The organism is Pseudomonas sp. A34-9 (genome assembly GCF_029543085.1).
GTDB lineage: Bacteria > Pseudomonadota > Gammaproteobacteria > Pseudomonadales > Pseudomonadaceae > Aquipseudomonas.
Window position 1 is genome coordinate 3869888 of the sequence record NZ_CP119967.1, and the last position, 23465, is coordinate 3893352.

The following is a 23465-nucleotide window of genomic DNA, read 5'->3' on the forward strand; positions in this document are numbered from 1 at the left end:
ATTTAATGTTATACAATAACATTTCTTTATGTCATCCCGATCTTCACTTTTATTTTTTTGCAGAGGCTCAACAACGCCTGTTTCAAGCAGGCAGCCGCTATCGGCTCATCCGTGAAGTGCCAAGAAAAACCCTGCAAGACTTTGTCTATCAGCGCCCAATAGTCGGCCTATTAGCTGACTCCCCAAGTCGGGTCTAGCCTTACTAGTCCGAAGTCGGCACGAGCCGGCCGTAGCAGACCTGATAAGGACCCGAACATGGCAAACGAATCGAAATGCCCGTTCAACCACGCCGCCGGTGGTGGTACGACGAACCGTGACTGGTGGCCGAATCAACTCAACCTGAAAATCCTGAGTCAGCACTCGCCCAAGTCCGATCCGTTGGGCAAGGACTTCGACTACGCCAAAGCCTTCAAGAGCCTGGACTTCCAGGCGCTGAAACAAGACCTCAACGCCCTCATGACCGACTCCCAGGACTGGTGGCCGGCCGACTTTGGCCACTACGGCCCCCTCTTCATCCGCATGGCCTGGCACAGCGCCGGGACCTATCGCACCGCCGATGGCCGTGGTGGCGCCGGCTCCGGCCAGCAACGTTTTGCGCCACTGAACAGCTGGCCGGACAACGTCAGCCTCGATAAGGCTCGCCGCCTGCTGTGGCCGATCAAGCAGAAATACGGACGCAATATTTCCTGGGCCGACCTGATCGTTCTCACCGGGAACGTCGCGCTGGAATCGATGGGCTTCAAAACCTTCGGGTTCTCCGGTGGCCGCCCCGATGTGTGGGAGCCGGACGAAGATGTCTACTGGGGCTCCGAGCACGAATGGCTCGGTGGCGACAGCCGCTATGGCAAAGACAAGTCCGCCATGCAGGAGCCTGGTGACGGCACGCTGGTGGCTGAGCCGGACCTGCACGGCAAAGAAGAAAGCCGCACCGATCAGGGCGAACGCAATCTGGAAAACCCGCTCGCCGCCGTACAAATGGGTCTGATCTACGTGAATCCGGAAGGCCCTGAAGGCAACCCTGATCCGGTCGCGTCGGCCCACGATATCCGCGAAACCTTCGGCCGCATGGCCATGAACGATGAAGAAACCGTGGCGCTGATTGCCGGCGGTCACGCTTTCGGTAAAACCCACGGCGCCGGCCCTGCCGACAATGTCGGGGCAGAACCGGAGGCCGCCGGGCTGGAAGAGCAAGGCCTGGGCTGGAGAAACGCCTTCGGGACCGGCAAGGGTGCCGACACCATTACCAGCGGCCTCGAAGTGACCTGGACCACGACCCCGACACAGTGGAGCAACAACTACCTGGAAAACCTCTTCGGCTTCGAGTGGGAGCTGAGCAAAAGCCCGGCCGGTGCGCACCAGTGGAAACCGAAAAACGGTGCCGGCGCCGGGACCATTCCCCACGCCCACGATCCGAACAAACGCATCGACCCGACCATGCTGACTTCCGACCTGGCACTGCGTTTCGACCCGGCTTACGAACAGATCTCCCGGCGCTTTCTCGCCAACCCGGAGCAACTGGCCGATGCATTTGCCCGCGCCTGGTACAAGTTGATCCACCGCGACATGGGCCCGCTGTCCCGCTACCTTGGTCCGGAACTGCCAAACGAAGAACTGCTGTGGCAGGATCCGATTCCCGCTGTCACTCATCCGCTGATCGACGACAGCGACGCTGCCGCGCTAAAAAGCAAAATCCTCGCGTCGGGGCTTTCGGTGTCGCAACTGGTCTCGACCACTTGGGCTGCCGCTTCAACCTTCCGCGGTTCGGATAAACGCGGCGGCGCCAACGGCGGTCGTCTGCGTCTGGCGCCACAAAAGTTCTGGCAGGCCAACCAGCCTGAGCAACTGGCCAAAGTGCTGCAAACCCTTGAGGGCATTCAGAACGAGTTCAATGGCGGCGCCGCTGGCAAGAAAGTCTCGCTGGCGGACCTGATCGTATTGGCGGGTAATGCCGGGGTCGAGCAAGCGGCGAAAAACGCCGGCCATTCGGTCACGGTGCCGTTCACGCCGGGACGTACCGATGCCTCGCAAGAGCAAACCGACGTTGATTCTTTCGGCTTTCTTGAACCGATTGCCGATGGCTTCCGCAACTACAGCAAAGGCAAATACACCGTTTCGGCCGAAGCGTTGCTGATCGACAAGGCACAACTGCTGACCCTCACCGCGCCGGAAATGACGGTGTTGCTGGGTGGTTTGCGGGTGTTGAACACCAACGTCGGGCAAACCCGGCATGGTGTGTTCACCTCGCAGACGGAAGCGCTGACCAATGACTTCTTCACCAACCTGCTGGACATGGGTGTGGAGTGGAAGCCGACGTCAAGGGATGCCGATGAGTTCGAAGGACGCGACCGTAAAACCGGTAGCGTGAAGTGGACGGCGACACGGGTTGATCTGGTGTTTGGTTCCAATGCGCAATTAAGGGCGTTGGCTGAGGTGTATGCCAGTTCGGATGCGAAGGAGCAGTTTGTGAAGGACTTTGTGGCGGCGTGGACGAAGGTGACGAATCTGAATCGGTTTGATTTGAAGTAATTTTCGGCAAATAAAAACGCCGCATGGGTTAATGCGGCGTTTTTTGTGCGTACGGTTTGGGGTTTATGGTGATGCGTAAATCCTACCCCCTCACCCCAGCCCTCTCCCCCAAAGGGGGCGAGGGGGAAAGGGAGCAGACCTTCATGCTGTTCAAAACCTGAGTTCGACGCCGGACTTTCAGATCGGTGTATAGCAAAAGACACCTCGGTCAGTCCCCTCTCCCACTGGGAGAGGGTTAGGGTGAGGGCCGGTCCAAAGCTGGAATACCGACTTCAACACACCATCAAGCCAGACTCTTGCTCACCACTTCGTACACGTCACTAGACAACTGCCCCGAAGCCAGAATCCGCTCCAGCTCAGCCTTCATCAACGCCTGACGCGCGCTGTCGTATTTGCGCCAGCGGGTCAGCGGCGCCAGTTGGCGCGAGGCGATCTGTGGGTTGAAGCCGTTCAGCTCGATCACCAGATCCGCGAGGAAGCGATAGCCCGAGCCATCGGCCGCGTGGAAGTTGATCAGGTTCTGCCCGGCAAACGCGCCGACCAGTGCACGCACCTTGTTCGGGTTCTTGATGTTGAACGCCGGGTGCTGCATCAACGCTTTCACGCGCTCCAGACCGCCTGGCAAAGTGCTGCCGGCCTGCACGCTGAACCACTGATCCATGACCAGCGGGTTGTCCTTGAAGTGCTCGGCGAAACTGGCCAGGGCCAGGGCTTTCTGCTCTTCGAACGGCGAGTTGACCAACACCGCCAGCGCGGTCAGGCGCTCGGTCATGTTGTCGGCCGTTTCGAACTGCTCCAGCGCTGCCGCCAATACTTCCGGCTTGCCGCTGAGCATCAGGTACGACAGCGCAATGTTCTGCAGCGCACGACGAGCAAAATGCTCGGCTTCGGCCACGTACGGGGTTTTCTTCGACAGGTCACGGTTGGCCTGATAACGCAGCCACAGCGCTTCGAACAAACCTTCGGCCAATTGCTGGCGAGCGAATTCACGGGCGCTATGAATCGCATCGACGTCCGCCACTTCGCTGATTTCAGTGAGGTAGGCCTCACCCGGCAGCGAGAGCATTTCCGCGACCATCGCCTGGTCCAGCGACTCGTCCGACAGTACCGTACGCAGCGCCGACACCAGACGCGGATCGAGCTTCAGGCTCTCGCCCTTCTGCTGCTGGCCAATCAGGTCTTGCAGCACTTGTACCGACAGTTGCTGACCGGCATCCCAGCGGTTGAAACCGTCGCTGTCGTGCTGCATCAGGAACATCAATTGATCGCGGTTGTACGGGAAGCTCAGCTTCATCGGTGCCGAGAAGCCGCGCAGCAACGATGGCAGTGGCTGTTCAGCGATATCGACGAAGGTAAATGTCTGCTCGGCTTCGGTCACCGAGATCACGCGAGTGGTGCCTTGCGCCGACGCTTCGCCAGCCAGACGCAGGGCAATCTCGTTGCCTTGGCTGTCCAGCAGGCCCAACTCGACCGGAATCACGAACGGCAGTTTTTCAACTTTGTCCGGGGTTTCCGGGCAGCTCTGACGGAAGGTCAGGCTGTAGGTTTTCGCGGCAGCGTCGTAAGACTCGCTCACTGCCAGACGCGGCGTGCCGGCCTGGCTGTACCAGCGCTTGAACTGAGTCAGATCGACGCCGTTGGCATCTTCCATGGCCTTGATGAAGTCGTCGCAGGTGACCGCTTGACCGTCGTGGCGCTCGAAGTACAGATCGCTGCCCTTACGGAAGCCTTCGGAACCGAGCAAGGTGTGGATCATGCCGACCACTTCCGAGCCCTTTTCGTACACGGTCAGGGTGTAGAAGTTGGAGATTTCGATGAAGCTGTCCGGGCGTACCGCGTGGGCCATGGGACCTGCATCTTCGGCGAACTGGTGGGTACGCAGGTAAGCGACGTCCTGAATGCGCTTGACCGTGGCCGAGTTCATGTCGGCAGAGAAGCCGGAATCACGGAACACGGTGAAACCTTCCTTCAGCGACAGCTGGAACCAGTCGCGGCAGGTCACGCGGTTGCCCGACCAGTTGTGGAAGTATTCGTGGGCGACAATTGCCTCGACCCGCTGGTGTGCGGCATCGGTGGCGGTTTCGGCGCGGGCCAGCACGGCGCTGGAGTTGAAGATGTTGAGGCCTTTGTTCTCCATCGCGCCCATGTTGAAGTCGTTGACGGCGACGATCATGAAGATGTCCAGATCGTACTCGCGACCGTAAACCTCTTCATCCCACCGCATCGACTTCTTCAGGCTGTTCATCGCGTGCTGGCACTTGTCGATGTTTTCCGGCTCGACATAAATGCGCAGCGCGACGTTGCGATTGGTCATGGTGGTGAAGGTGTCTTCGACGCACCACAAATCACCGGCCACCAGCGCAAACAGGTACGCCGGTTTCATGAACGGGTCTTCCCACGTTGCCCAGTGCCGGCCGTCTTCGCCCGGGCCCGAGGCAATCGGGTTGCCGTTGGAGAGCAGCACCGGGTAGCTGTGCTGTTCGGCGACCACGGTGGTGGTGAACTTGCTCATCACGTCCGGGCGGTCGAGGTAATAAGTGATCTTGCGGAAACCTTCGGCCTCGCACTGGGTGCAGAACATCGTGCCGGACTTGTACAGGCCTTCCAGTGCGGTGTTGGTTTCCGGGTGGATCCTGACGCTGGTGTCGACCGTAAAGGTTTCGCTGGTCGGTTGCAGGGTCAGGTGGTTCTCGGACAACTGATAGTCGCCCTCAGCCAGCTCTTTATCGGCGAGGGTCACCGAGAGCAGTTCCAGTTGCTGGCCGTCGAGTACCAGCGGCGGCAGGCCCGGGCCACGCGCCGGGTTGCGGCGCATTACCAACTGCGCGTGCACCAGGCTGTGATCCTCGAACAACTCGAAGGTCAGGTGTGTTTCGTCGATCAGGTACTCGGGCGCCTGATAGTCCTTCAGGTAAATCATCTTCGGTTGTTCGGTGCGCATGCTGGCGTCCTTATTGATGCACGGCGAGCTGATAAGCCGTGTACTTGCGAATGTTGATCACGCCGGTGTCGAAGATCAGGTACTGGCCCTTGATCCCCAGCAGCGTGCCTTCGGCAATCGGGTTCTTGTCCAGGTTGAAGCTGACGATTTTGGCCGGGTATTGCTCGACCGGATAGCGGATTTCCAGCGGTTCGACGTCGGCAATGGTCTGAATTGCCTGTAGGCCAAATCGCTCTTGCAAGCCTTGCAGGCCTTCGGCGCAGCTTTCGAACAACTGATCGCGCACCTGTGCCAGATCCACCGCCACGGCGTCGCCCTTGAGCAATGCACGCCAGTTGGTCTTGTCGGCCACCTGGCTACGGAACAGGTCTTCGACGAAGCCCGACTGCTGCCGCGTGGACACGCGCATTATCGGCAACGCCTGACTCGCGCCCTGATCAAGCCAACGGGTCGGCAATTGCGTAGCACGGGTAATGCCAACCTTGATCCCTGACGAATTGGCCAGGTAAACCACATGGTCGGTCATGCAGAACTGCTCGCCCCACACCGGATCGCGGCAGGTGCCAGCGTCATAGTGGCAGCGCTCCGGGCTCATGATGCACAGGTCGCACTGCGCCAGTTTGGTCATGCAAGGGTAGCAATAGCCCTGACTGAAACTGGTTTTGGTCTTGCGCCCGCAATGGGTGCAGTGGATCGCCCCCAGGTATTCCAGACGCACCGTGGTGCCGATCAACGGGTTGACCGGCACCTCGACGTCATCCAGACGAAACGCGTATTGCACATTCGGCCCGTCCAAGCGCGCCGACATTTTGCTGATTGCACCGCGGCCAATCTCGATCAATGGATGGCATCCGACTTGAACAGGATGTTCGGCACTTCAATCGATTTCGACGCACACTCCTGCGGGCCCATGTAACCGGTGCGCTGGTCTTCAGGCAGGTTCTGGATCTCCCAGGCGATCATCGCCTGCAGCGACAGCTCGCGCTGTTCGGCGGTGAGTTTGCCACCGTCGGACCATTTGCCGATTTCCACGGCCAGCTTCAGGCTCTCGTAGATGTCCGGGGTAATGTTGTTGATCATGTCGTTAAAAGAGGACATCAGGGTCTCCGTGCTCTTTATCTACAAAAACTGAATTTAGGCGGCCAGTTTACGGCGGTTGTACAAACCGCCCAACAAACCGGTGAAGCATCCGATGAGTAACCCGCCGACGTGGGCGGCGTTGGCGATTTCGCCGAAACCGATCATCGAGATCAGCCCGGACATGCACACCAGCAACCACACCAGCATCATCACCAGCACGCCGCGCGGCAGACGATAAGCCGGATTCGGCGCCAGCAGCTGGAAGATCCAGCAATGCCCGAGCAAACCATAGAGCACGCCGGACAGGCCGCCAAACAAGGTCGGGCCGCTCCAGGCAAATTGCGCGTAGTTGGACACCAGGCTGAACAGCAGCGTCAGGCCGATCAGGTTAATGCTGCCCTGACGCGACTCGATACGCCGGCCCAGCTCCCAGTACCACATACCGTTCATAGCCAGGTGCAGGATGCCGAAGTGGATCAGCATCGGCGTCACCAGACGCCACCACTGCCCCGCCGCCAGACTGTCGGCCAGCGGCGTGAAATGGATGTATTCGCCGACCACCTGAAAATCGAGGAAGGTCAGCCAGCGCAGGGTCTGCAGATTCTCACCGAGGTACGTCAATCCGCCAACGATCAGGCACAACAACAGGATGAACCCGGTGGCCTTGGCGTATTTCAGTTGCTCGGCGAAGCTTGGCCGCTTGGAGGTCTGCGCAACGGGGATGTCCAGTGTTTGATCGGGATCGCCCGCCGGGAAGCGTTCGTACAAGGAGCGTACGTCTTCACTGATTTCCGCCGGCGCCCACAGCACTTGTTCGCCGGCCTCTTCGCTGACCCGATGAGGCACTTGCATGCGTTGCAGCAGTTTGACGAAACCGCTCAAGTCCACTGCCAACGGCAGACGCAATACCGCTATCGCACTCATTGCAGCACCTCCGGCCGCTCGACATCGACCCAGACAAATTTATGCGGATCCAGACGGGTTTCCTGATCCAGACGATAGGCGACCAGTTTGCCGTAGAGCACCGCGCTGTAATCCAGACACGCGAGGTTCGGGCGGATCGGCGCCGGTTTGCCACTGCGCCAGTAGTGGCCGACGAACAGCAACGGCTCGTCAACGCCGTAGCGCAGAAGGGAATTCTTTTCGGTTGAAGTCAGCGGGGTCTGCGCCACCGGCTCCGGCAGGGCATCGGGCTGGAAGACGATATCGCCGTAGGTTTTCGGATCGTCTTCCCAGAACTTGGTGCGGAAGAACGAGCGCACCAGGCCGTCGCCGCTGGTCATGGTCAGACCATGGGGCAAGCGCATGTCGGTGCCGCGCAACAGTCGGTCGAACACGGTGCAGGCGAAGCTGTCCGGCACGGCCGAGGCTTGCAGGAAGTGTTCATCGATGCAGCCATTGGGGAACAGCGCGCGCAATGGCTCGATCAGCCCGGCATCCCAGCACGCGTGCACAACCCGGAAGCGCCCGGCATCGACAAACAGCGGCAGCTCGTAGAACCAGCGCTGGAAATCATGCCAGTCGCCGGGATGGTCTTCGAACTGGGTCAGGGTTTCGTGCAGCAGGCGCGCATGGCGCGGCGTGTGTTCGCGAACGAACTGCTTGCCGCTGCCCGGTGGCGCGGGGGTGCTCCAGCCCAACGCGTTGAATTCGTGGTTGCCCATGATGCACAAGGCCTGACCGGCCTCGACCATGTCGTGGACGATGTGCAGTGCCTCGCGAATGCGCGGGCCACGGTCGATGATGTCGCCGACGAACACGGCCATGCGCGATGGATGCCGCCAGACCCCGCCCTGCTTGTGATAACCGAGTCGGTCAAGCAAGTGTTCAAGGGTCAGGGCGCATCCGTGCACGTCACCAATCAGGTCATAACTGCGCGCGGGATCGAGCATCAGTCGCCTCCACCGCCCAGCTTGCTGCCCCAGCCGAGCTTGGTGCGGCAGACTTCATAGTAATTGTGGTCGAGCGGGTGAATCAGCCGCAGCTTCTGCGCTTTCTTGCTGACGGTGATGGTGTCGCCCGGCGCGCAGGTGAAGTGGTTCTGCCCGTCGCAGGAGACTTGCGGGTAAATCTGCATGTTTTTCGACACGACGATTTTCAGCTCACTGTTGCCGTCGACCACAATTGGCCGGCTCGACAACATATGGGGGTACATCGGCACAATCACAATGGCATCGAGCTTGGGATGCATGATCGGCCCGCCGGCAGACAGCGCGTACGCGGTGGAACCGGTCGGCGTGGCGACAATCAGGCCGTCGGCCTTTTGACTGCAGACGAACTGGCCGTCGATGTACAGCTCGAACTCGATCATCCGCGTCGATTTGCCGGGGTGCAGCACGACATCGTTGAGCGCATCGCCCTGACCAATCGCCTCGGCATGCCGGCGAACTTCGGCTTGCAGCAGGAAGCGGTTTTCCACCAGATAGTGGCCGTCGAGCACCTTGGCGACTTCGACTTCCAGCTCATCCGGGCGAATATCGGTGAGGAAGCCGAGGCTGCCACGGTTAATCCCCAGCACCGGAATATTGTGTTTGGCCAACGCCCGCGCGGCGCCGAGCAGGCTGCCGTCACCGCCGACGACAATGACCATGTCGCAGACTTCGCCGAGCATCTTGCGCGACGAAGTTTGCAGGCCGTGGCCCGGCAGGACTTCGGCGATGGTGTCTTCGAGGATCACATGCAGGTGACGATCGAGCAGAAACCGTTTCAGTCGGCGGACGGTATCCAGCACCTGGGAACTGCCCAGGCGACCGATGATGCCGATATTACGAAATTGCTCCATGGGACCTCTGCGGACAATCGAAAACGCGAAAAACACGATTATGGGCGAAAGCGCCGGTTAGACAAAATCCTTTCAGCCTCAAGGGTGTGCTCGTGTTTACGGCTATGCTCGCAAGATGATCCTATTTCCCGACTTGCTCCAGTTGCCCCACCAATTACGCCACCCGGAAGTGCGCGATCTGGCGTGGGTGATCCTCGCCCCGCCGATGCTCGCCACCACGCCATGGCCGCAGCGCCATCCGCTGGCGGGCAGCGACTGGGTGACCGATCCCGAGCGACTGGAACACTGGCTGCGTCAGCTTGATCGCGACAGTTATGGCTTGCTGCATTGGTTGTCGCAGGCACGAACGCGGCGGCTGGGTTTGTATTACGAGCGCTTGTGGCAATTTGCGGTCCAGCAGGCGCCAGGGATCGAACTGATCGCCGCCAACCTGCCGATCCGGCGCGAAGGCCATACCCTCGGCGAGCTGGACATGCTGCTGCGAGACCGCGACGGCGTGCATCATCTGGAACTGGCGATCAAGCTTTACCTCGGCCCGCAAAATGGCGACGGTCGTGATCCGGCGCAGTGGCTGGGGCCGGGTTGTCATGATCGGCTGGACCGCAAACTGGCGCATCTGGCCGAACATCAGTTGCCGATTTCGGCGCGCCCGGAAAGCCGCGCCGTGCTGGCGGCGCTGGATATCGAGGTGTTCAGCGCGCAGCTGTGGCTCGGCGGTTACTTGTTATACCCGTGGCCCGGCCAGGCTGAATCACCGAACGGTGCGCATCCGCAGCATTTGCGCGGCAGTTGGTTGCATCAGAAGGATTGGCCGGCGTTTGTCGCGCAACGTCCGGCCGGACGCTGGCAACCCCTGCCCCGCCACGCCTGGCTGGCACCGGCGCATTATCCGGCGGACCAGACCTGGACGTCGGAGCATTTACGAATGTGGCTGGAGGATCTTGAGCCGCTGGCCCCGGCGCAGTTGCTGGTGCGCCTGATCGAGAATGCGCAGGGCGAATGGGAAGAGGCGGAGCGGTTGTTTCTGGTGTCCGATCTTTGGCCGAATGTCCCGGGGCAGGTCTGAAAATATCAGTGCCTGACCCGGCCTCTTCGCGAGCAGGCTCGCTCCCACATTTGGACTGCATTTCAAATATGGGAGTGGTAACACATTCCCCTGTGGGAGCGAGCCTGCTCGCGAATGGGCCACCCTCGGTCTAGAGCGAAAGCCGCACAGCCAAAGCCGCCAACGTCACCAACAACACCGGCACCGTCAGCACAATCCCGACCCGGAAGTAATACCCCCAGCCAATATGAATGCCCTTGCGCTCCAGCACATGCAGCCACAACAACGTCGCCAGACTGCCAATCGGGGTGATCTTCGGCCCCAGATCACTGCCAATCACGTTGGCATAGATCATCGCCTCCTTGACCACCCCGCTCGCCTGACTCGCATCGATCGACAACAAACCAATCAACACGGTCGGCAGGTTATTCATGATCGACGACAGCAACGCCGTCAGCACCCCCGTGCCCATTGCCGCGCCCCAGACGCCGTGACCTGCGAAAACATCCAGCCAACCGGCCAGATACCCGGTCAGCCCGGCATTGCGCAAACCGTAGACCACCAGGTACATGCCCAGCGAGAAAATCACGATCTGCCACGGCGCCTCTTTCATCACCTTGCGCGTGGAAATCTTGTGGCCGCGCGCGGCGATGCCCAACAACAGCGCAGCGCACACGGCGGAAATCGCACTGATGGGAATGCCCAAGGGCTCCAGGGCAAAACAGCCGATCAGCAGGATCACTAACACCGCCCAACCGGCATAGAACGTAGCTTTATCGTGGATCGCGGTTTCTGGATGCTCCAGTTGTTCAGGATCGTAAGCCGATGGAATGTCACGACGGAAGAACCACAGCAACATGCCCAGCGTCGCCGCCACACTGACGAAGTTCACCGGCACCATCACCGCTGCGTAACGGTTGAAGCCAATGTGAAAGAAGTCCGCTGAAACGATGTTGACCAGGTTCGACACCACCAGCGGCAGGCTTGCGGTGTCTGCGATAAAACCTGCACCCATGACGAATGCCAGCGTCGCCGCCGGAGAAAAGCGCAGCGCCAGCAACATCGAAATCACGATTGGCGTGAGGATCAGTGCTGCACCGTCATTGGCGAACAGCGCTGAAACCAGCGCGCCGAGCAGCACCATGAAGGCAAACAGCTTGCGCCCGCTGCCCCGGCCCCAACGCGCCACATGCAACGCGGCCCAGTTGAAAAACCCGGCTTCGTCGAGCAGCAGGCTGATGATGATCAGCGCGACGAAGGTGCCGGTGGCGTTCCAGATGATCTGCCACACCAGCGGGATGTCGCTGAGGTGCACGACGCCGAAAATCAGCGCCAGTACGGCGCCGAGCGTCGCACTCCAGCCGACGCCAAGGCCTTTGGGTTGCCAGATCACCAGGGTAATGGTCAGGAGGAAAATCAGTGACGCAGCGAGCATCCGTAACAGCCTTAAATTGAAATGGAGTAGTGAAGCCAACACAAAAAACTGTAGGAGTGAGCCTGCTCGCGATAGCGGACTGTCAGTTACCAATCAGTCGACTGACACACCGCTATCGCGAGCAGGCTCACTCCTACATTGTGTTCCGTGTTGGGCTTATTTTTTGTGTTGCTCTACGAATTGACCATAAGCATCGATGAATTTTTGCAGGAAAGGTTTCACTGTCTCGCTAAGTTTGCCCGCCTCATCAAACGCCGAACCCGCACCGCCCAGATACGCTTCCGGCTGTTGCATGCACGGCACATCGAGAAACACGAACGACTGACGCAGGTGCTGGTTGGCACCGAAACCACCAATCGCACCCGGCGAAACGCTGATCACCGCGCCCGGCTTGCCACTCCAGACACTCTTGCCATAAGGCCGCGAACCGACGTCAATGGCATTCTTCAACGGCGCCGGCACCGAACGATTGTACTCGGGCGTGACAAAGAGCACCGCGTCGGATGAACCCACTTTTTGCCTGAAACTGCTGTAGGCTGCCGGCGGTGAATCACCGTCGATGTCTTCGTTATAAAGTGGCAGATCGCCAATTTCGACAATCTCAAGCTTGAGGTTGGCCGGGGCCAGCTCCGCCAGGGCCAGGGCGACTTTACGATTGATCGATGCTTTGCGCAGGCTACCGACCACTACGGCGACATTGTAGACATTGCTCATGGAAGACTCTCGATGGTCCGTGGGAGGAGCCAGTAGTTATAGATGATTCGGTGACGATTCCACCAGCACACAAGGGCAAATTCCTGCGTGCTGATTATTTTTTTCCTGTAGGAAAACTTACAGGCCTTGATGGCGGTCTACCAAGCCGCAAATCAAGCGTTTTATCTCCAGAGGTTCTAAGCAGATGGCAGCAGTACTCGTCGGTCAGTTCCATGCAAGAGATGCGGAAGGCCGCGTTTATTCCGTGCATGAGTTCCAGGAATCCAACCCGTCGGCAGACGGTTCCACTGGCTCGGAGCCGATTTACAAACTGGCGATTGGCGATCGCGTCAACAAGGTCAGCGAGAACGAATTTCTCCTGGTCCAGTCAGGTATCACCCTGACGCGTGAACCCGAGCCAACCGTCGCTTCATAACTGGCCGTTATGAGCAGAAGTCATATGCGCAGACTTGGGGTAGGATTCAGCCACTGACCCCAACTGCTGAACATGGACTTCACGCATGCGTTTACGTCATATCGAAGTGATTCAGGCGCTCTTGCAGACCGGTCACCTGGGCACCGCCGCCGAATGGTTGCAGTTGCCGGTGGCCGAGGTCGAAGAGCGTTTGCGCGAAGCCGAGAGTCAGTTGGGGTTCATGTTGTTCGCCAGCGTGCGCGGGCGCCTGCAATCGACGCCCGAGGCGCGGGCGTTGCAGGTCGAAATCGCGCACGTCTATGAAGCGCTGGAGCCGGTGCAACGTCTGGCCAGCAGCCTCAAGCAGTACCTCGCTCCGCCCTTGCGGATCATCGGCACCCCGCCGTTGGCGCAGCAATTATTGCCCCAAAGCCTCGCCGCCCTGCGCCGACGTCTGCCCGACGCACCGTGCAGCCTGCTCAGCGCCCCGACCCGCGAGATCGTCCGCAGTTTGCTGTTGCGCGAAAGCGATCTCGGTCTAAGCCTGCATGACCCCGAACATCCCGACATTGATTGCCGACCATTGGCCCAGGGCAAGCTGCAATTGCTCGCGCCTCATGGCTGGCTGCAGCCGAAACAGAAATACATTTCCCTGCAGGATCTGGCCGGTCAGGCCATGGTCGGCCTCGATGGTCAGGACCCGCTGAGCCCGGCACTGGAAAACAAGCTGCAGGCCTTGCGCCCGGCACCGAGCGTTCAAACGCGGGTGCAAACCCATCAGATGATGCGCAGCATGGTCGAAGCCGGCGAAGGCCTGGCCATCGTCGACCCGTTCACTGCCTTGGGTGCGCGCCCGGCCGGGCTGGATGTGTGCCCGTTGTCGCCGGCCGTGCCGATCAGCCTTTACGCCCTGACGTTCAAGCACGTCGCGCCATCCACGGTGATTCAAACGTTACTGGCGATCATCACGGAACAAGCCGAGGCGATGCTGTCGAGCTGAGCGAATTTTCCAGCGGATTATCGAACAATCGATACCAGAACAGCGCCACCTCGGCGGTGTTCGGATCAATACCGCGATAGCGCAACTGGTCAACACCCCCCATCACGTAGCCGCAACGCTCATACAAGCGACAAGCGCCGAGGTTGTTGTTCTGGGTTTCGAGCATGATCCCCGGCAGCTTTTTCTTGCGGCTCCAGAACTGCGCGACATCCAGCAACGCCTTGGCCACACCATGGCGACGGGCCGGCGCATGCACCGCCAGCTCATCGATATGCGCGAAGCCGTTCCAGTTGGTACTGATCACCAGATGCCCGACCGGCTCATCATCCAGATAGGCCATGAAAATCGCGCTGTCAGCCGCGTTATGGAAGGCGCTGAACTCCTCAGGGTCGATGCCGTAACACTTGCGATACGGTACGATCGGCGTCACCCGCCATTGCTCGACAGGCTGGCCAATCACGGCGGCGCCATAGGCGGCGACTTCGAAGCTGAAATCGCTGCCCCAGATATACGGCGCAAAGCCTTCATCGGCAACGCGTACCGACAGCCCTGGGTATTTCGGATTCATGACCGGTTGCATACTGGGAAAATTCCTCATTCCTTGACGCAATCGACGGTGTAGTGCCGTCCATTGCCTTCGTCTTCGTGCTGCAATCCATGCACATCCGCGACAAAACCGGGAAAGCTGCTATCGAACGTGCGGGCAAACCTCAGGTAATCGATGATCGAGCGCGTTGGTTCGGTAAAGCGTTCACCGGGCATGATCAACGGAATACCCGGCGGATACGGCACCAGCATCACTGCAGCAATGCGCCCTTCCAGCTCATCGATCGGCACCGCCTCGACTTCACCGCGAACCAGATGATCGTAGGCGTGGGCCGGTTTCATGGCAATTTCCGGTAGTACGGTGTACATGCGTTTAAGGTGTTTGGCTGTGGCGTTGCTGCGGTAACAGGCGTGCAATTGATCGCACAAATCGCGCAGGCCCATGCCGCGGTAACGCGCCGTGTCCTCTTGTGCCACACACGGCAGGCAGGTTTCCAGACGCACGTTGGCGTCGTAACTGCGCTTGAATTCGAGCAATTCGGTAAGCAGCGTGCTCCATTTGCCTTTGGTGATGCCCATCGAGAACAGCACCAGGAACGAATACAGCCCGGTCTTCTCCACCACCAGGCCGCGCTCCCAGAGAAACTTGCTGACCACCGCCGCCGGGATGCCCTTCTCGCTCAGCGCGCCACCGGCATTCAGCCCTGGCATCACCAGCGTGACCTTGATCGGATCGAGCAACACGTAATCGTCGCTGACTTCACCGAAACCATGCCAATCGGCATCCGGTTGCAATAACCAGTCTTCGGTCTGCACGCGGTCGATGCCCTCGACACCCGGCGGCTGCCAGATCGAAAACCACCAGTCATCGGCGGCAATGTGCTGACGCAGATTGGCCAGAGCGCGACGAAAACTCAGCGCTTCGTCGAAGGTTTCCTGCAACAGCGAACGCCCGGCCGGGCCTTCCATCATCGCCGACGCCACGTCCAGCGAAGCGATGATGCTGTACTGCGGCGAGGTGGAAATGTGCATCATGAACGCTTCATTGAAACGGTCGCGGTCGAGTTGCCGCGCGCCGCCGTCCTGCACATGGATCATCGAGGCTTGACTGAAAGCGGCGAGCAGTTTGTGTGTGGAATGCGTGGTGAACACCAGCGGGCTGTCTTCGCTGCGCGAGGTGGCCATGCCGTAGCGCCCGGCGAAAAATTCATGAAACGCCGCGTAGGCGTACCAGGCTTCATCGAAATGCAGCACTTCGACGCTGTTGCCGAGGCTTTGCTTGATCAATTCGGCGTTGTAACAGAGGCCGTCGTAGGTCGAGTTGGTGACCACGGCGAGTTTGACTTTCGCTGCGCGGCCCTTGGTCAACGGGCTGGCATCTATCTTCGTTTGAATCGACTCGCGGCTGAATTCGCTCAGCGGAATCGGCCCGATAATCCCCAGTTCATTGCGCTCCGGGCACAGGTACAACGGAATGGCGCCGGTCATGATGATCGCGTGCAACACCGATTTGTGGCAGTTGCGATCAACCAACACCAGATCATCGCGCGCGACCATCGAGTGCCAGACTATCTTGTTGGCGGTCGAGGTGCCATTGATCACGAAAAACGTGTGATCAGCGCCGAAGTTGCGTGCTGCGCGCGCTTCCGCTTCGGCGAGCGGACCGGTGTGATCGAGCAAAGAACCGAGTTCCGGCACCGACACCGACAAATCCGAACGCAGGGTGTTTTCACCGAAGAACTGATGGAACGCCTGCCCCACCGGACTCTTGTGATACGCCACACCACCGCCATGGCCGGGTGTGTGCCAGGAATAATTGGAATCGGCGGTGTGCTGCACCAGCGCCTTGAAAAACGGCGGCAGCAAGCCATCCAGATACTTGCGCGCCGCCCGTGCCACTTGCCGCGCCAGAAACGGCACGGTGTCCTCGAACAGATAGAGAATGCCGCGCAATTGATTGAGCTCGGCCATGGCATCGGCCGGTGCATTTTCCAGGGTGACTTGCTCACCGAGGGCAAAGATCGGCAGATCCGGAGCACGCACCCGCGCCAGACCAATCAGTTCGGCCATGTTCTGCAACAGATGCGAATGGGTGCTGGCGTCCTCGGCGGCAATCAGCATGCACGCGAGGCCATGATGGGTCGATGCCACCAACCGCCCTTCGGTGTAGTCAATGGCCGAAACGATACTGAAACCTTCCTGCTCCAACTCCCGGGCGATGCCACGGATACGGTCACCGGCGACCGTGTCGGCCTTGATGTCGCGATGGACGATCAACACCGGAAACTTCAAATCTTTATACATGAGGCTCAGTGTCCCGAGGCGGCACAATTGAATCGGCCAATGCACTCAGGGTAGAGGGTTGCAGCGAAAGTGGCGAGGGTGGCCACTTGGCTTCATGCCGCCAAAAGCAAAAGATCGCAGCCTGCGGCAGCTCCTACATTGGAATGTGATCCCCTGTAGGAGCTGCCGCAGGCTGCGATCTTTTGACTTTTCAGGCTTGAGCGTCAGCCTCGGCAATCTGCGTCCACATCGCCGGCCCACCGGCAGACTTGGCAATAATCTCCAAACGCACCAGATGCGCCGCCAATTCATCTTCCGTCGCACGAATGATCCGCGCAGGCTGGCGATCCGCCGGCAATCGACGAATTTCGGTCGCCGAGTTATCCGCGCCATCGCCGGTGCCATTGCCGTCAGACGCATTGCCCGCCAGCGACAGACTGGTCTGGCCGCCGGTCATGGTCAGGTAGACGTCGGCGAGAATCTCCGAGTCGAGCAAAGCGCCGTGCAGTTCACGGCCGGAGTTGTCGACGCCATAACGCTTGCACAACGCATCGAGGCTGTTGCGCTGCCCCGGGTGACGTTCCCGGGCCATCATCAGGGTGTCGAGGATCGAGCAATGTTGGGTGATGTCAGCGCGATCGTGCTGGCCCATCAAGGCGAATTCGTTGTTGATGAAGCCAACGTCGAACGCCGCGTTGTGGATGATCAGCTGCGCGCCTTTGATGAATTCGAAGAACTCATCGGCGACTTCGGCAAAGCGCGGCTTGCCGACCAGGAATTCGTTGGTGATGCCGTGAACGCCGATGGCGCCCTCATCACTCTCGCGATCCGGCTGCAGATAAACGTGAAAATGCCGGCCCGTCAGGCGTCGGCCGATCAGTTCGACGCAACCGATTTCAATGATCCGGTGACCATCGGTCACCGGCATGCCGGTGGTTTCGGTATCGAGTACAACGGATCTGGTGGCCATCAGTGTTCAGCTCTCAACGGGGCAATCATGCAAAAATGCGGATGTTAACACGCTCGGCGGGGTGTTTCAGTCAGACCGTGGCGCGCCCTTCGCGAGCAGGCTCGCTCCCACATTGGAATGCATTCCAATTCAGGGAAGGGGCATCAGATCTGGAATGCATTTCCCTGTGGGAGCGAGCCTGCTCGCGAATGGCCGCACCACGGTTCAGAAGCGAAATCAGCTCTGCTTGTAACCGCGAACTTCATCCACCCCACGGTTGGCCAACTGGTCAGCCCGCTCGTTACCGTGATGACCAATGTGCCCACGCACCCATTTCCAGGTGACCTTGTGGCGGTTGACCTGCTCATCCAGCTCTTTCCACAAATCAGCGTTCTTCACTGGCTCCTTTGCGGCGGTTTTCCAGCCACGTTTTTTCCAGTTGGCCATCCACTCGTTGATACCCTTCATCACGTACTGCGAGTCGGTCACCAGCAGCACTTCACACGGACGCTTCAAGGCTTCCAGGCCGCGGATCGCGCCGAGCAGTTCCATGCGGTTGTTGGTGGTGTTGGCTTCGCCGCCCCACAACTCCTTTTCGACGCCCTTGCACACCAGCAACGCGCCCCAGCCGCCCGGGCCGGGGTTGCCCTTGCAGGCGCCGTCAGTGAACAGTTCTACGGTGTCGACGCTTTCAACGCTTTCGCTCATGCCACGCTATCCAGAAAAATGGGTGTCTTGCCGATCACGGATCGACAATGACCGAGGCCGGGACAAACCCGGCCACGAATAAAAGAAGGTTTACGGTTCGATGCGGCGGCGGTTGACCTTGGCCATCGGCAGCGGAATCAGCTTGCCCATCGGCTCGCGACGTTCCTGCCGCAACGGCCTGAGCCCGACCACGATCTTGCGCGCGACCAGTAAATAGAAGCCACCGCCCGACAGCTGCCAGTCACCGGCCTTGCGTTCCCAGCCGGCCAGACGGGCCTGCCACTTGGGTGACGCGAGCGGCGGACGATAGCACCCGAAGCGGCGTTTCTCCAGCGCAAAACCGAGCAGATTGAGCCAGTCAGCGACCCGCGACGGCGAGATGCAACGCGCCTGGCGCAAGGCGTCGTGGGCGAACACATGACGCAGGCCCCAAGTGCTCCACGGGTTGATGCCGATGATCAGCAAATGCCCGCCGGGCCGCACGCTGCTCGCCGCTTCACGCAGCAAACCGTGCGGCGACAGGCAGAAATCCAGACCGTGCTGCATCACCACCACGTCGGCAGCATGCTCGCTCAGCGGCCAGGCTTGCTCTTCACAAACGATCTCGACGCCGGGCAACGGCGCACCGAGGCGCACATTGCGCTGTACTTGCGGCGCCGACGGCGGGGTTTCGGCCGATGGCCCGTAGTGCACCAGATAACCGCCAAAGAAACGGCCCAACTCGTCTTCGAGCATGCGCCGCTCTTCATCGAGCAGAAATTGCCCGAGCGGGCCGGACAGCCATTCACGGGCTGCACCGATCAGGGCCAGCCAGTCAGGATCAGCCTGTGCGAACGCTTTATCACTCATCGCATTCTCCAAAGCGCCAGGAACTACTAAGATGCGCCAATGTTTTCCGCTTGGCGAATTCCGACGATGATACAGATCAGTGCCCTGCCCGCGTTCACCGACAACTACATCTGGTTGTTACAGGATCACCGCACCCAGCGCTGCGCGGTGGTCGATCCGGGCGATGCCGCGCCAGTGCAGGCATGGCTCGAAGCGCATCCAGGCTGGGTGTTGAGCGATATCCTGATCACCCACCACCATCATGATCACGTCGGCGGCGTCGAGCGCCTGAAAGCGGCGACCAAGGCGAAAGTCTACGGCCCGGCCAGTGAAAACATTCCGGGGCGCGATATGGCGCTCAAGGACAACGACACGGTCAGCGTGCTCGGCTGGGACTTCGACGTCTATGCGGTGCCCGGTCACACCCTGGGCCACATTGCCTATTACCACCACGGTTTGCTGTTCTGCGGCGACACCCTTTTTGCTGCCGGTTGCGGCCGTTTGTTCGAAGGCACGCCGGAGCAAATGCACCACTCGCTCAGCCGCCTCGCCGCTTTACCCGAAGATACGCTGATCTACTGCACCCATGAATACACCCTGAGCAATCTCAAATTTGCCGCTGCCGTCGAACCGGGCAACCCGGACATTGCCGCCCGTCTGGAAAAAGTCACCCAGCAACGGCAAAACGGTGTGATGACCCTGCCCTCGACCCTGGCGCTGGAAAAGCTCACAAACCCGTTTTTGCGTACCACTGAAACATTAGTTACACAAAAAGTGGACGAACGGGCAGGCGCTCAAAACCGGGCGCCGAGTGAGGTATTTGCGGCTCTGCGGGCCTGGAAAGATAAGTTCTAAGTACCCGGCCACTTGGTACAAAAATTCTGAATGGTTGACCGCAGGGGGTGCGCTTTCTAGAATCGCCCGACATTTTTGCCCGGAACTTACTTCCAGCCAATGTCGTCATCCATACGTAAGTCCGTCAATTCAGACGCATTGACCCGCCTGGCGCAAGCCATCGCGGTGGCTGTGTCCGCCACGCTGGCGGGCTGTTCCAGCCATGCTCCGCAGACTGAAGCGACCCATACGCCGAACATTGCTGCGCGAGCCAAGCAGAAGCCGATCTGGCTGACCGAAAAGCCCAGCCCACAGGTTCCCCAGGATATCTGGGAGCGCATGCGCCAGGGCTTTCAGCTGCAGGAAGGCCTCGGCGTAAACCCGCGCATCGAACAACAGCGCCTGTGGTTCGCCAGTAATCCCTCTTTCCTCGAGAATGCCGGCGAACGCGGCAGTCTCTATATCCATTACATCGTCGAACGCCTCGAAGAACGCAACATGCCGCTGGAACTGGCCCTGCTGCCGGTGATTGAAAGCGCCTACAACCCGATGGCCTATTCCCGGGCCGATGCGGTGGGTCTGTGGCAATTCATTCCTTCCACCGGGCGTTACTTCAACCTGCGTCAGACCCGCTTTTATGATGGTCGTCGCGATATCACCGCCTCGACCACCGCAGCGATGGATTACCTGACCCGTCTGCACGACATGTTCAACGGTGACTGGTTGCTGGCCCTGGCGGCCTACAACGCCGGCGAAGGCACAGTCAGCCGCGCCATCGAACGTAACGAAAAGCTTGGCCTGCCAACCGATTACTGGAACCTGCCGCTGCCGGCGGAAACCCAGGCGTACGTGCCGAAGTTGCTGGCGTTGTCGCAAGTGGTGCTGGCGCCGGAAGCTTACGGCGTGAACCTCAACCCGATTGCCAACGAACCGTACTTCCAGGTCGTCGAAATCAACCAGCGCATGGATTTGTCCAAAGTCGCAGCGGTTGCCAACATCGACGAAGACGAACTGTTCCAGCTCAACCCGGCGTTCAAGCAACGCACCACCATCGACGGCCCTCAGCATCTGCTGGTGCCAACCTCGAAGGCGCAATTGCTGACCGCCAGCCTGCAGACCATGCGGCCTGAGGAGCTGATCAGCCCGCGTTCGCTCAAGCCCGTGTTCGAAGGCGCCGATCCGTCGGAAGTGGCGCAGCTCAAGCGTGCTTATCGGGTGAAGCGTGGCGACAACCTCGGTTCCATCGCCAAGGCCAACAAGGTCGAAGTGAAGGATCTGCAACGCTGGAACAAGCTCACTGGCAAGAATCTCAAGGTTGGCCAGACTTTGGTGATGCAAGACACCAGCAAGCGTGCGCCGGCTCGCAAGTCTGGGCGCGTCAATACGGTGATTGCGTCGAACAGCAAGACCAAAGGCAAGGACGACAGCGCGCAGCAGACCCAGTACAAGGTCAAGCGCGGTGACACGCTTTACGTCGTGGCCAAGCGCTTCAACGTTGAGATGCAGCATCTCAAGCGCTGGAATCCGGGTGCGGGTAAAGCGCTGAAGCCGGGGCAGATGCTCACGGTTTATCAGTCGCGTTGATAGAAGAGCCCCTGAAATTTCAGGGGCTTTTTTTTTGGATGAAGTTTTGTGGCGCCCTGAAGATCCATCCCCCTCACCCCAGCCCTCTCCCCCACGGGGGCGAGGGGAAAGGGAGCTAATCGGGGACTTTTCAAAATCTGAGTTCGACTCGGTATCGCACGTCGGTGCAACTCTCACAACACCACAGTCAGTCCCCTCTCCCTCCCGGAGAGGGCTAGGGTGAGGGGCTTTTCAAAACGTGAGTTCGACTCGACAGTTCAGGCCGGTGTAGCTCGAAGAAACAACTCGGTCAGTCCCCTCTCCCTCCGGGAGAGGGTTAGGGTGAGGGGCTTTTCAAAACGTGAGTTCGACCCGACAGTTCAGGTCGATGTAGCTCGAAGAAACACCTCGGTCAGTCCCCTCTCCCTCCGGGAGTGTATGTACCGGAGACATGGTGGACAGGTGTTCGGAGACATGGTGGACACTTTTTAATAGACACATTGCTCATCACCAAGGAGATGACCTGTGTCCTGGGAAGAGGTGTCCACCGTGCAGCTTCGTTCAGAGTTCGTGCATTTGGCTCGGCAAGAAGGAGCCAATGTCCGGCAGCTTTGCCGCCGATTCAATATCAGCCCAAGCACTGCCTACAAATGGCTCAACAGGTTTGAAACTTCAGGTGCAGAGGGCTTGATCGATCAGTCTCGACGACCGAAGACGTCACCCAAACGCTGCGCTGAAGAGGTTGAGCAGCAGATTCTGACCGTGAGTGAGGAATACGCGGCTTGGGGCGCTCGCAAGCTCAAACGTGTGCTGGAAGACAGCGGCGTAGTAATGCCTTCGGTCAGTACCGTGCATGCGGTTTTACAGCGTCATTCACGCGTTGATTCAAAGGCCGCTGAGATTAAACCGTTTATCCGCTTCGAGCATGAAGCGCCCAACGATCTTTGGCAGATGGACTTCAAGGGCCATATCAGCCTGGCTCAGGGACGTTGCCATCCGTTGACGATACTGGACGATCATTCGCGGTTTTCGCTGTGTATCGCGGCCTGCCTCGATGAGCGACGTGAAACCGTTCAGGAGCATCTAATCCGGGTCTTTCGGCGTCATGGTCTGCCTTTGCGCATGACGATGGACAACGGTTCACCCTGGGGTGACCAGACTGGCGTTTATACCGCGCTGGAGGTCTGGCTGATGAGTCAGGGCATCAAGGTCGGGCACTCTCGACCTTATCATCCGCAAACCCAAGGAAAGCTGGAACGCTTCCACCGCAGCCTGAAAAATGAAGTCCTGCGAGACCGACATTTTATTGATCTCAACGGTGCACAACGGGCGTTTGATATCTGGCGTGATATCTACAACCAGAAGCGTCCACATCAAGCGTTGGACATGCAGGTGCCTGCTACTCGCTACAGCAGCAGCCCACGGGAATATCAGGAGCAACCCGCGGCGCCGGAGTACGACGATGGGGATGTGGTCAGGAAGGTTCAGGTGAAGGGCGAGATCTACTGGCGGAACCGTGAATACACAGTCGGAAAAGCTTTTTACGGGAGGTCAGTAGCTATCCGGGAAACGACGGAAGATGGCATCCACGATGTCTACTGGAGTAGACATCGTATTGCCCGAATCGACTTGAACTTGCAGATCGTTACGGCAGGTAAGAAGATCTAAAACCGTCCACCATGTCTCCGAACATGTGTCCACCATGTCTCCGGTACATACAGGGAGAGGGTTAGGGTGAGGGGCTCTTCGGCGAGAGGATTAACAGCCCGTTAACTCGCTATCTTTTTCCTGTCCAGACAAGCTGTTACTGTACGGCCCACAAAGCCCAAGCCGCCTG

At 59.4% G+C, this 23465-nt stretch carries 19 protein-coding genes and 1 pseudogene; 7 read left to right on the plus strand and 13 right to left on the minus strand.

The genetic code is table 11. The features are described from left to right. The first annotated feature begins 255 nt into the window (after positions 1 to 255). Positions 256 to 2526 carry a catalase/peroxidase HPI gene (gene katG, locus P3G59_RS17125; protein ID WP_277758214.1) on the plus strand — a complete coding sequence of 757 codons (2271 nt, stop codon included), beginning with the start codon at positions 256 to 258 and terminating at the stop codon, positions 2524 to 2526. A 283-nt stretch (positions 2527 to 2809) separates the two neighbouring features. Here the strand turns inward: katG and pepN are convergent, their stop codons facing one another. From pepN to P3G59_RS17155, 6 genes are read right to left on the minus strand one after another with little or no spacing between them, the layout of a single operon-like run. Further along, a complete protein-coding gene (pepN, locus tag P3G59_RS17130) occupies positions 2810 to 5467 on the minus strand; it encodes an aminopeptidase N (protein ID WP_277758215.1) in 2658 nt (885 codons plus the stop codon). Positions 5468 to 5477: 10 nt separating this feature from the next. Beyond that, complete coding sequence (locus P3G59_RS17135) at positions 5478 to 6308, minus strand: DUF2797 domain-containing protein (RefSeq protein WP_277758216.1); 831 nt, start codon at positions 6306 to 6308, stop codon at positions 5478 to 5480. Next, positions 6305 to 6565, minus strand: a complete 261-nt coding sequence (locus P3G59_RS17140) for a DUF1315 family protein (protein WP_007919229.1) — start codon at positions 6563 to 6565, stop codon at positions 6305 to 6307. The genes P3G59_RS17135 and P3G59_RS17140 overlap by 4 nt, the downstream gene beginning before the upstream one ends. 36 nt (positions 6566 to 6601) lie before the next feature. Further along, the gene (locus P3G59_RS17145; protein WP_277758217.1) at positions 6602 to 7471 is read right to left on the minus strand and encodes a rhomboid family intramembrane serine protease; all 870 of its coding nucleotides are present in this window, start codon (positions 7469 to 7471) and stop codon (positions 6602 to 6604) included. Beyond that, positions 7468 to 8439, minus strand: coding sequence for a metallophosphoesterase (locus tag P3G59_RS17150; RefSeq protein ID WP_277758218.1), 972 nt, complete (start codon positions 8437 to 8439; stop codon positions 7468 to 7470). The genes P3G59_RS17145 and P3G59_RS17150 overlap by 4 nt, the downstream gene beginning before the upstream one ends. Continuing rightward, on the minus strand, positions 8439 to 9329 hold the full coding sequence (locus P3G59_RS17155) for an NAD(+) kinase (protein WP_003224174.1): 891 nt from the start codon (positions 9327 to 9329) through the stop codon (positions 8439 to 8441). The genes P3G59_RS17150 and P3G59_RS17155 overlap by 1 nt, the downstream gene beginning before the upstream one ends. 115 nt (positions 9330 to 9444) lie before the next feature. Here P3G59_RS17155 and P3G59_RS17160 point away from each other — a divergent pair, with 115 nt between their 5' ends. Beyond that, on the plus strand, positions 9445 to 10395 hold the full coding sequence (locus tag P3G59_RS17160) for a DUF1853 family protein (protein ID WP_277758219.1): 951 nt from the start codon (positions 9445 to 9447) through the stop codon (positions 10393 to 10395). A 130-nt stretch (positions 10396 to 10525) separates the two neighbouring features. Here P3G59_RS17160 and P3G59_RS17165 read toward each other — a convergent pair whose 3' ends face one another. Together P3G59_RS17165 and P3G59_RS17170 are read right to left on the minus strand one after the other, a co-directional pair. Further along, entirely contained in the window at positions 10526 to 11809 is a 1284-nt protein-coding gene (locus P3G59_RS17165) for an arsenic transporter (protein WP_277758220.1), read from the minus strand. A 156-nt stretch (positions 11810 to 11965) separates the two neighbouring features. Next, positions 11966 to 12523 (minus strand): NAD(P)H-dependent oxidoreductase, encoded by a 558-nt coding sequence (locus tag P3G59_RS17170; protein ID WP_277758221.1) that lies wholly within the window; start codon positions 12521 to 12523, stop codon positions 11966 to 11968. Positions 12524 to 12707: 184 nt separating this feature from the next. Between P3G59_RS17170 and P3G59_RS17175 the strand changes: the two genes are divergently transcribed. Both P3G59_RS17175 and P3G59_RS17180 read left to right on the plus strand, forming a co-directional pair. After that, positions 12708 to 12938, plus strand: a complete 231-nt coding sequence (locus P3G59_RS17175; RefSeq protein ID WP_007910567.1) for a hypothetical protein — start codon at positions 12708 to 12710, stop codon at positions 12936 to 12938. An 85-nt stretch (positions 12939 to 13023) separates the two neighbouring features. Beyond that, entirely contained in the window at positions 13024 to 13917 is an 894-nt protein-coding gene (locus tag P3G59_RS17180; protein ID WP_277758222.1) for a LysR family transcriptional regulator, read from the plus strand. Here P3G59_RS17180 and P3G59_RS17185 read toward each other — a convergent pair. The 5 genes from P3G59_RS17185 to P3G59_RS17205 all read right to left on the minus strand — a co-directional run bounded on the left by P3G59_RS17185 (position 13883) and on the right by P3G59_RS17205 (position 19252). Next, complete coding sequence (locus P3G59_RS17185) at positions 13883 to 14497, minus strand: GNAT family N-acetyltransferase (RefSeq protein WP_277758223.1); 615 nt, start codon at positions 14495 to 14497, stop codon at positions 13883 to 13885. The two genes, P3G59_RS17180 and P3G59_RS17185, sit on opposite strands and share 35 nt — an antisense overlap. A 14-nt stretch (positions 14498 to 14511) precedes the next feature. Continuing rightward, complete coding sequence (locus P3G59_RS17190) at positions 14512 to 16767, minus strand: Orn/Lys/Arg decarboxylase N-terminal domain-containing protein (protein ID WP_277758224.1); 2256 nt, start codon at positions 16765 to 16767, stop codon at positions 14512 to 14514. 190 nt (positions 16768 to 16957) lie between these two features. After that, positions 16958 to 17716, minus strand: coding sequence for a DNA polymerase III subunit epsilon (dnaQ, locus tag P3G59_RS17195; RefSeq protein WP_122844425.1), 759 nt, complete (start codon positions 17714 to 17716; stop codon positions 16958 to 16960). Between the two features lie 216 nt (positions 17717 to 17932). Next, positions 17933 to 18403 carry a ribonuclease HI gene (gene rnhA / locus P3G59_RS17200; RefSeq protein ID WP_007910572.1) on the minus strand — a complete coding sequence of 157 codons (471 nt, stop codon included), beginning with the start codon at positions 18401 to 18403 and terminating at the stop codon, positions 17933 to 17935. A gap of 90 nt (positions 18404 to 18493) precedes the next feature. After that, positions 18494 to 19252 (minus strand): methyltransferase domain-containing protein, encoded by a 759-nt coding sequence (locus tag P3G59_RS17205; protein ID WP_093430718.1) that lies wholly within the window; start codon positions 19250 to 19252, stop codon positions 18494 to 18496. A gap of 66 nt (positions 19253 to 19318) precedes the next feature. Here P3G59_RS17205 and gloB point away from each other — a divergent pair, with 66 nt between their 5' ends. The 3 genes and pseudogenes from gloB to P3G59_RS17220 all read left to right on the plus strand — a co-directional run bounded on the left by gloB (position 19319) and on the right by P3G59_RS17220 (position 23366). After that, the gene (gloB, locus tag P3G59_RS17210) at positions 19319 to 20086 is read left to right on the plus strand and encodes a hydroxyacylglutathione hydrolase (RefSeq protein WP_277758225.1); all 768 of its coding nucleotides are present in this window, start codon (positions 19319 to 19321) and stop codon (positions 20084 to 20086) included. Between the two features lie 99 nt (positions 20087 to 20185). Next, complete coding sequence (locus P3G59_RS17215; protein WP_277758226.1) at positions 20186 to 21649, plus strand: transglycosylase SLT domain-containing protein; 1464 nt, start codon at positions 20186 to 20188, stop codon at positions 21647 to 21649. Positions 21650 to 22153: 504 nt separating this feature from the next. Further along, positions 22154 to 23366: pseudogene (locus P3G59_RS17220) on the plus strand (IS481 family transposase). Positions 23367 to 23465 lie beyond the last annotated feature (99 nt).

Excerpts from the sequence above, each read along its gene's own strand:
- P3G59_RS17160 (WP_277758219.1), top strand. The coding sequence starts at position 9,445 with ATGATCCTATTTCCCGACTTGCTCCAGTTGCCCCACCAATTACGCCAC.
- P3G59_RS17140 (WP_007919229.1), bottom strand. The coding sequence starts at position 6,565 with ATGTCCTCTTTTAACGACATGATCAACAACATTACCCCGGACATCTAC.
- P3G59_RS17175 (WP_007910567.1), top strand. The coding sequence starts at position 12,708 with ATGGCAGCAGTACTCGTCGGTCAGTTCCATGCAAGAGATGCGGAAGGC.
- P3G59_RS17190 (WP_277758224.1), bottom strand. The coding sequence starts at position 16,767 with ATGTATAAAGATTTGAAGTTTCCGGTGTTGATCGTCCATCGCGACATC.
- katG (WP_277758214.1), top strand. The coding sequence starts at position 256 with ATGGCAAACGAATCGAAATGCCCGTTCAACCACGCCGCCGGTGGTGGT.
- P3G59_RS17165 (WP_277758220.1), bottom strand. The coding sequence starts at position 11,809 with ATGCTCGCTGCGTCACTGATTTTCCTCCTGACCATTACCCTGGTGATC.
- gloB (WP_277758225.1), top strand. The coding sequence starts at position 19,319 with ATGATACAGATCAGTGCCCTGCCCGCGTTCACCGACAACTACATCTGG.
- dnaQ (WP_122844425.1), bottom strand. The coding sequence starts at position 17,716 with ATGGCCACCAGATCCGTTGTACTCGATACCGAAACCACCGGCATGCCG.
- P3G59_RS17170 (WP_277758221.1), bottom strand. The coding sequence starts at position 12,523 with ATGAGCAATGTCTACAATGTCGCCGTAGTGGTCGGTAGCCTGCGCAAA.
- P3G59_RS17185 (WP_277758223.1), bottom strand. The coding sequence starts at position 14,497 with ATGCAACCGGTCATGAATCCGAAATACCCAGGGCTGTCGGTACGCGTT.
- P3G59_RS17145 (WP_277758217.1), bottom strand. The coding sequence starts at position 7,471 with ATGAGTGCGATAGCGGTATTGCGTCTGCCGTTGGCAGTGGACTTGAGC.
- P3G59_RS17155 (WP_003224174.1), bottom strand. The coding sequence starts at position 9,329 with ATGGAGCAATTTCGTAATATCGGCATCATCGGTCGCCTGGGCAGTTCC.
- P3G59_RS17180 (WP_277758222.1), top strand. The coding sequence starts at position 13,024 with ATGCGTTTACGTCATATCGAAGTGATTCAGGCGCTCTTGCAGACCGGT.
- P3G59_RS17205 (WP_093430718.1), bottom strand. The coding sequence starts at position 19,252 with ATGAGTGATAAAGCGTTCGCACAGGCTGATCCTGACTGGCTGGCCCTG.
- P3G59_RS17150 (WP_277758218.1), bottom strand. The coding sequence starts at position 8,439 with ATGCTCGATCCCGCGCGCAGTTATGACCTGATTGGTGACGTGCACGGA.
- P3G59_RS17215 (WP_277758226.1), top strand. The coding sequence starts at position 20,186 with ATGTCGTCATCCATACGTAAGTCCGTCAATTCAGACGCATTGACCCGC.
- pepN (WP_277758215.1), bottom strand. The coding sequence starts at position 5,467 with ATGCGCACCGAACAACCGAAGATGATTTACCTGAAGGACTATCAGGCG.
- rnhA (WP_007910572.1), bottom strand. The coding sequence starts at position 18,403 with ATGAGCGAAAGCGTTGAAAGCGTCGACACCGTAGAACTGTTCACTGAC.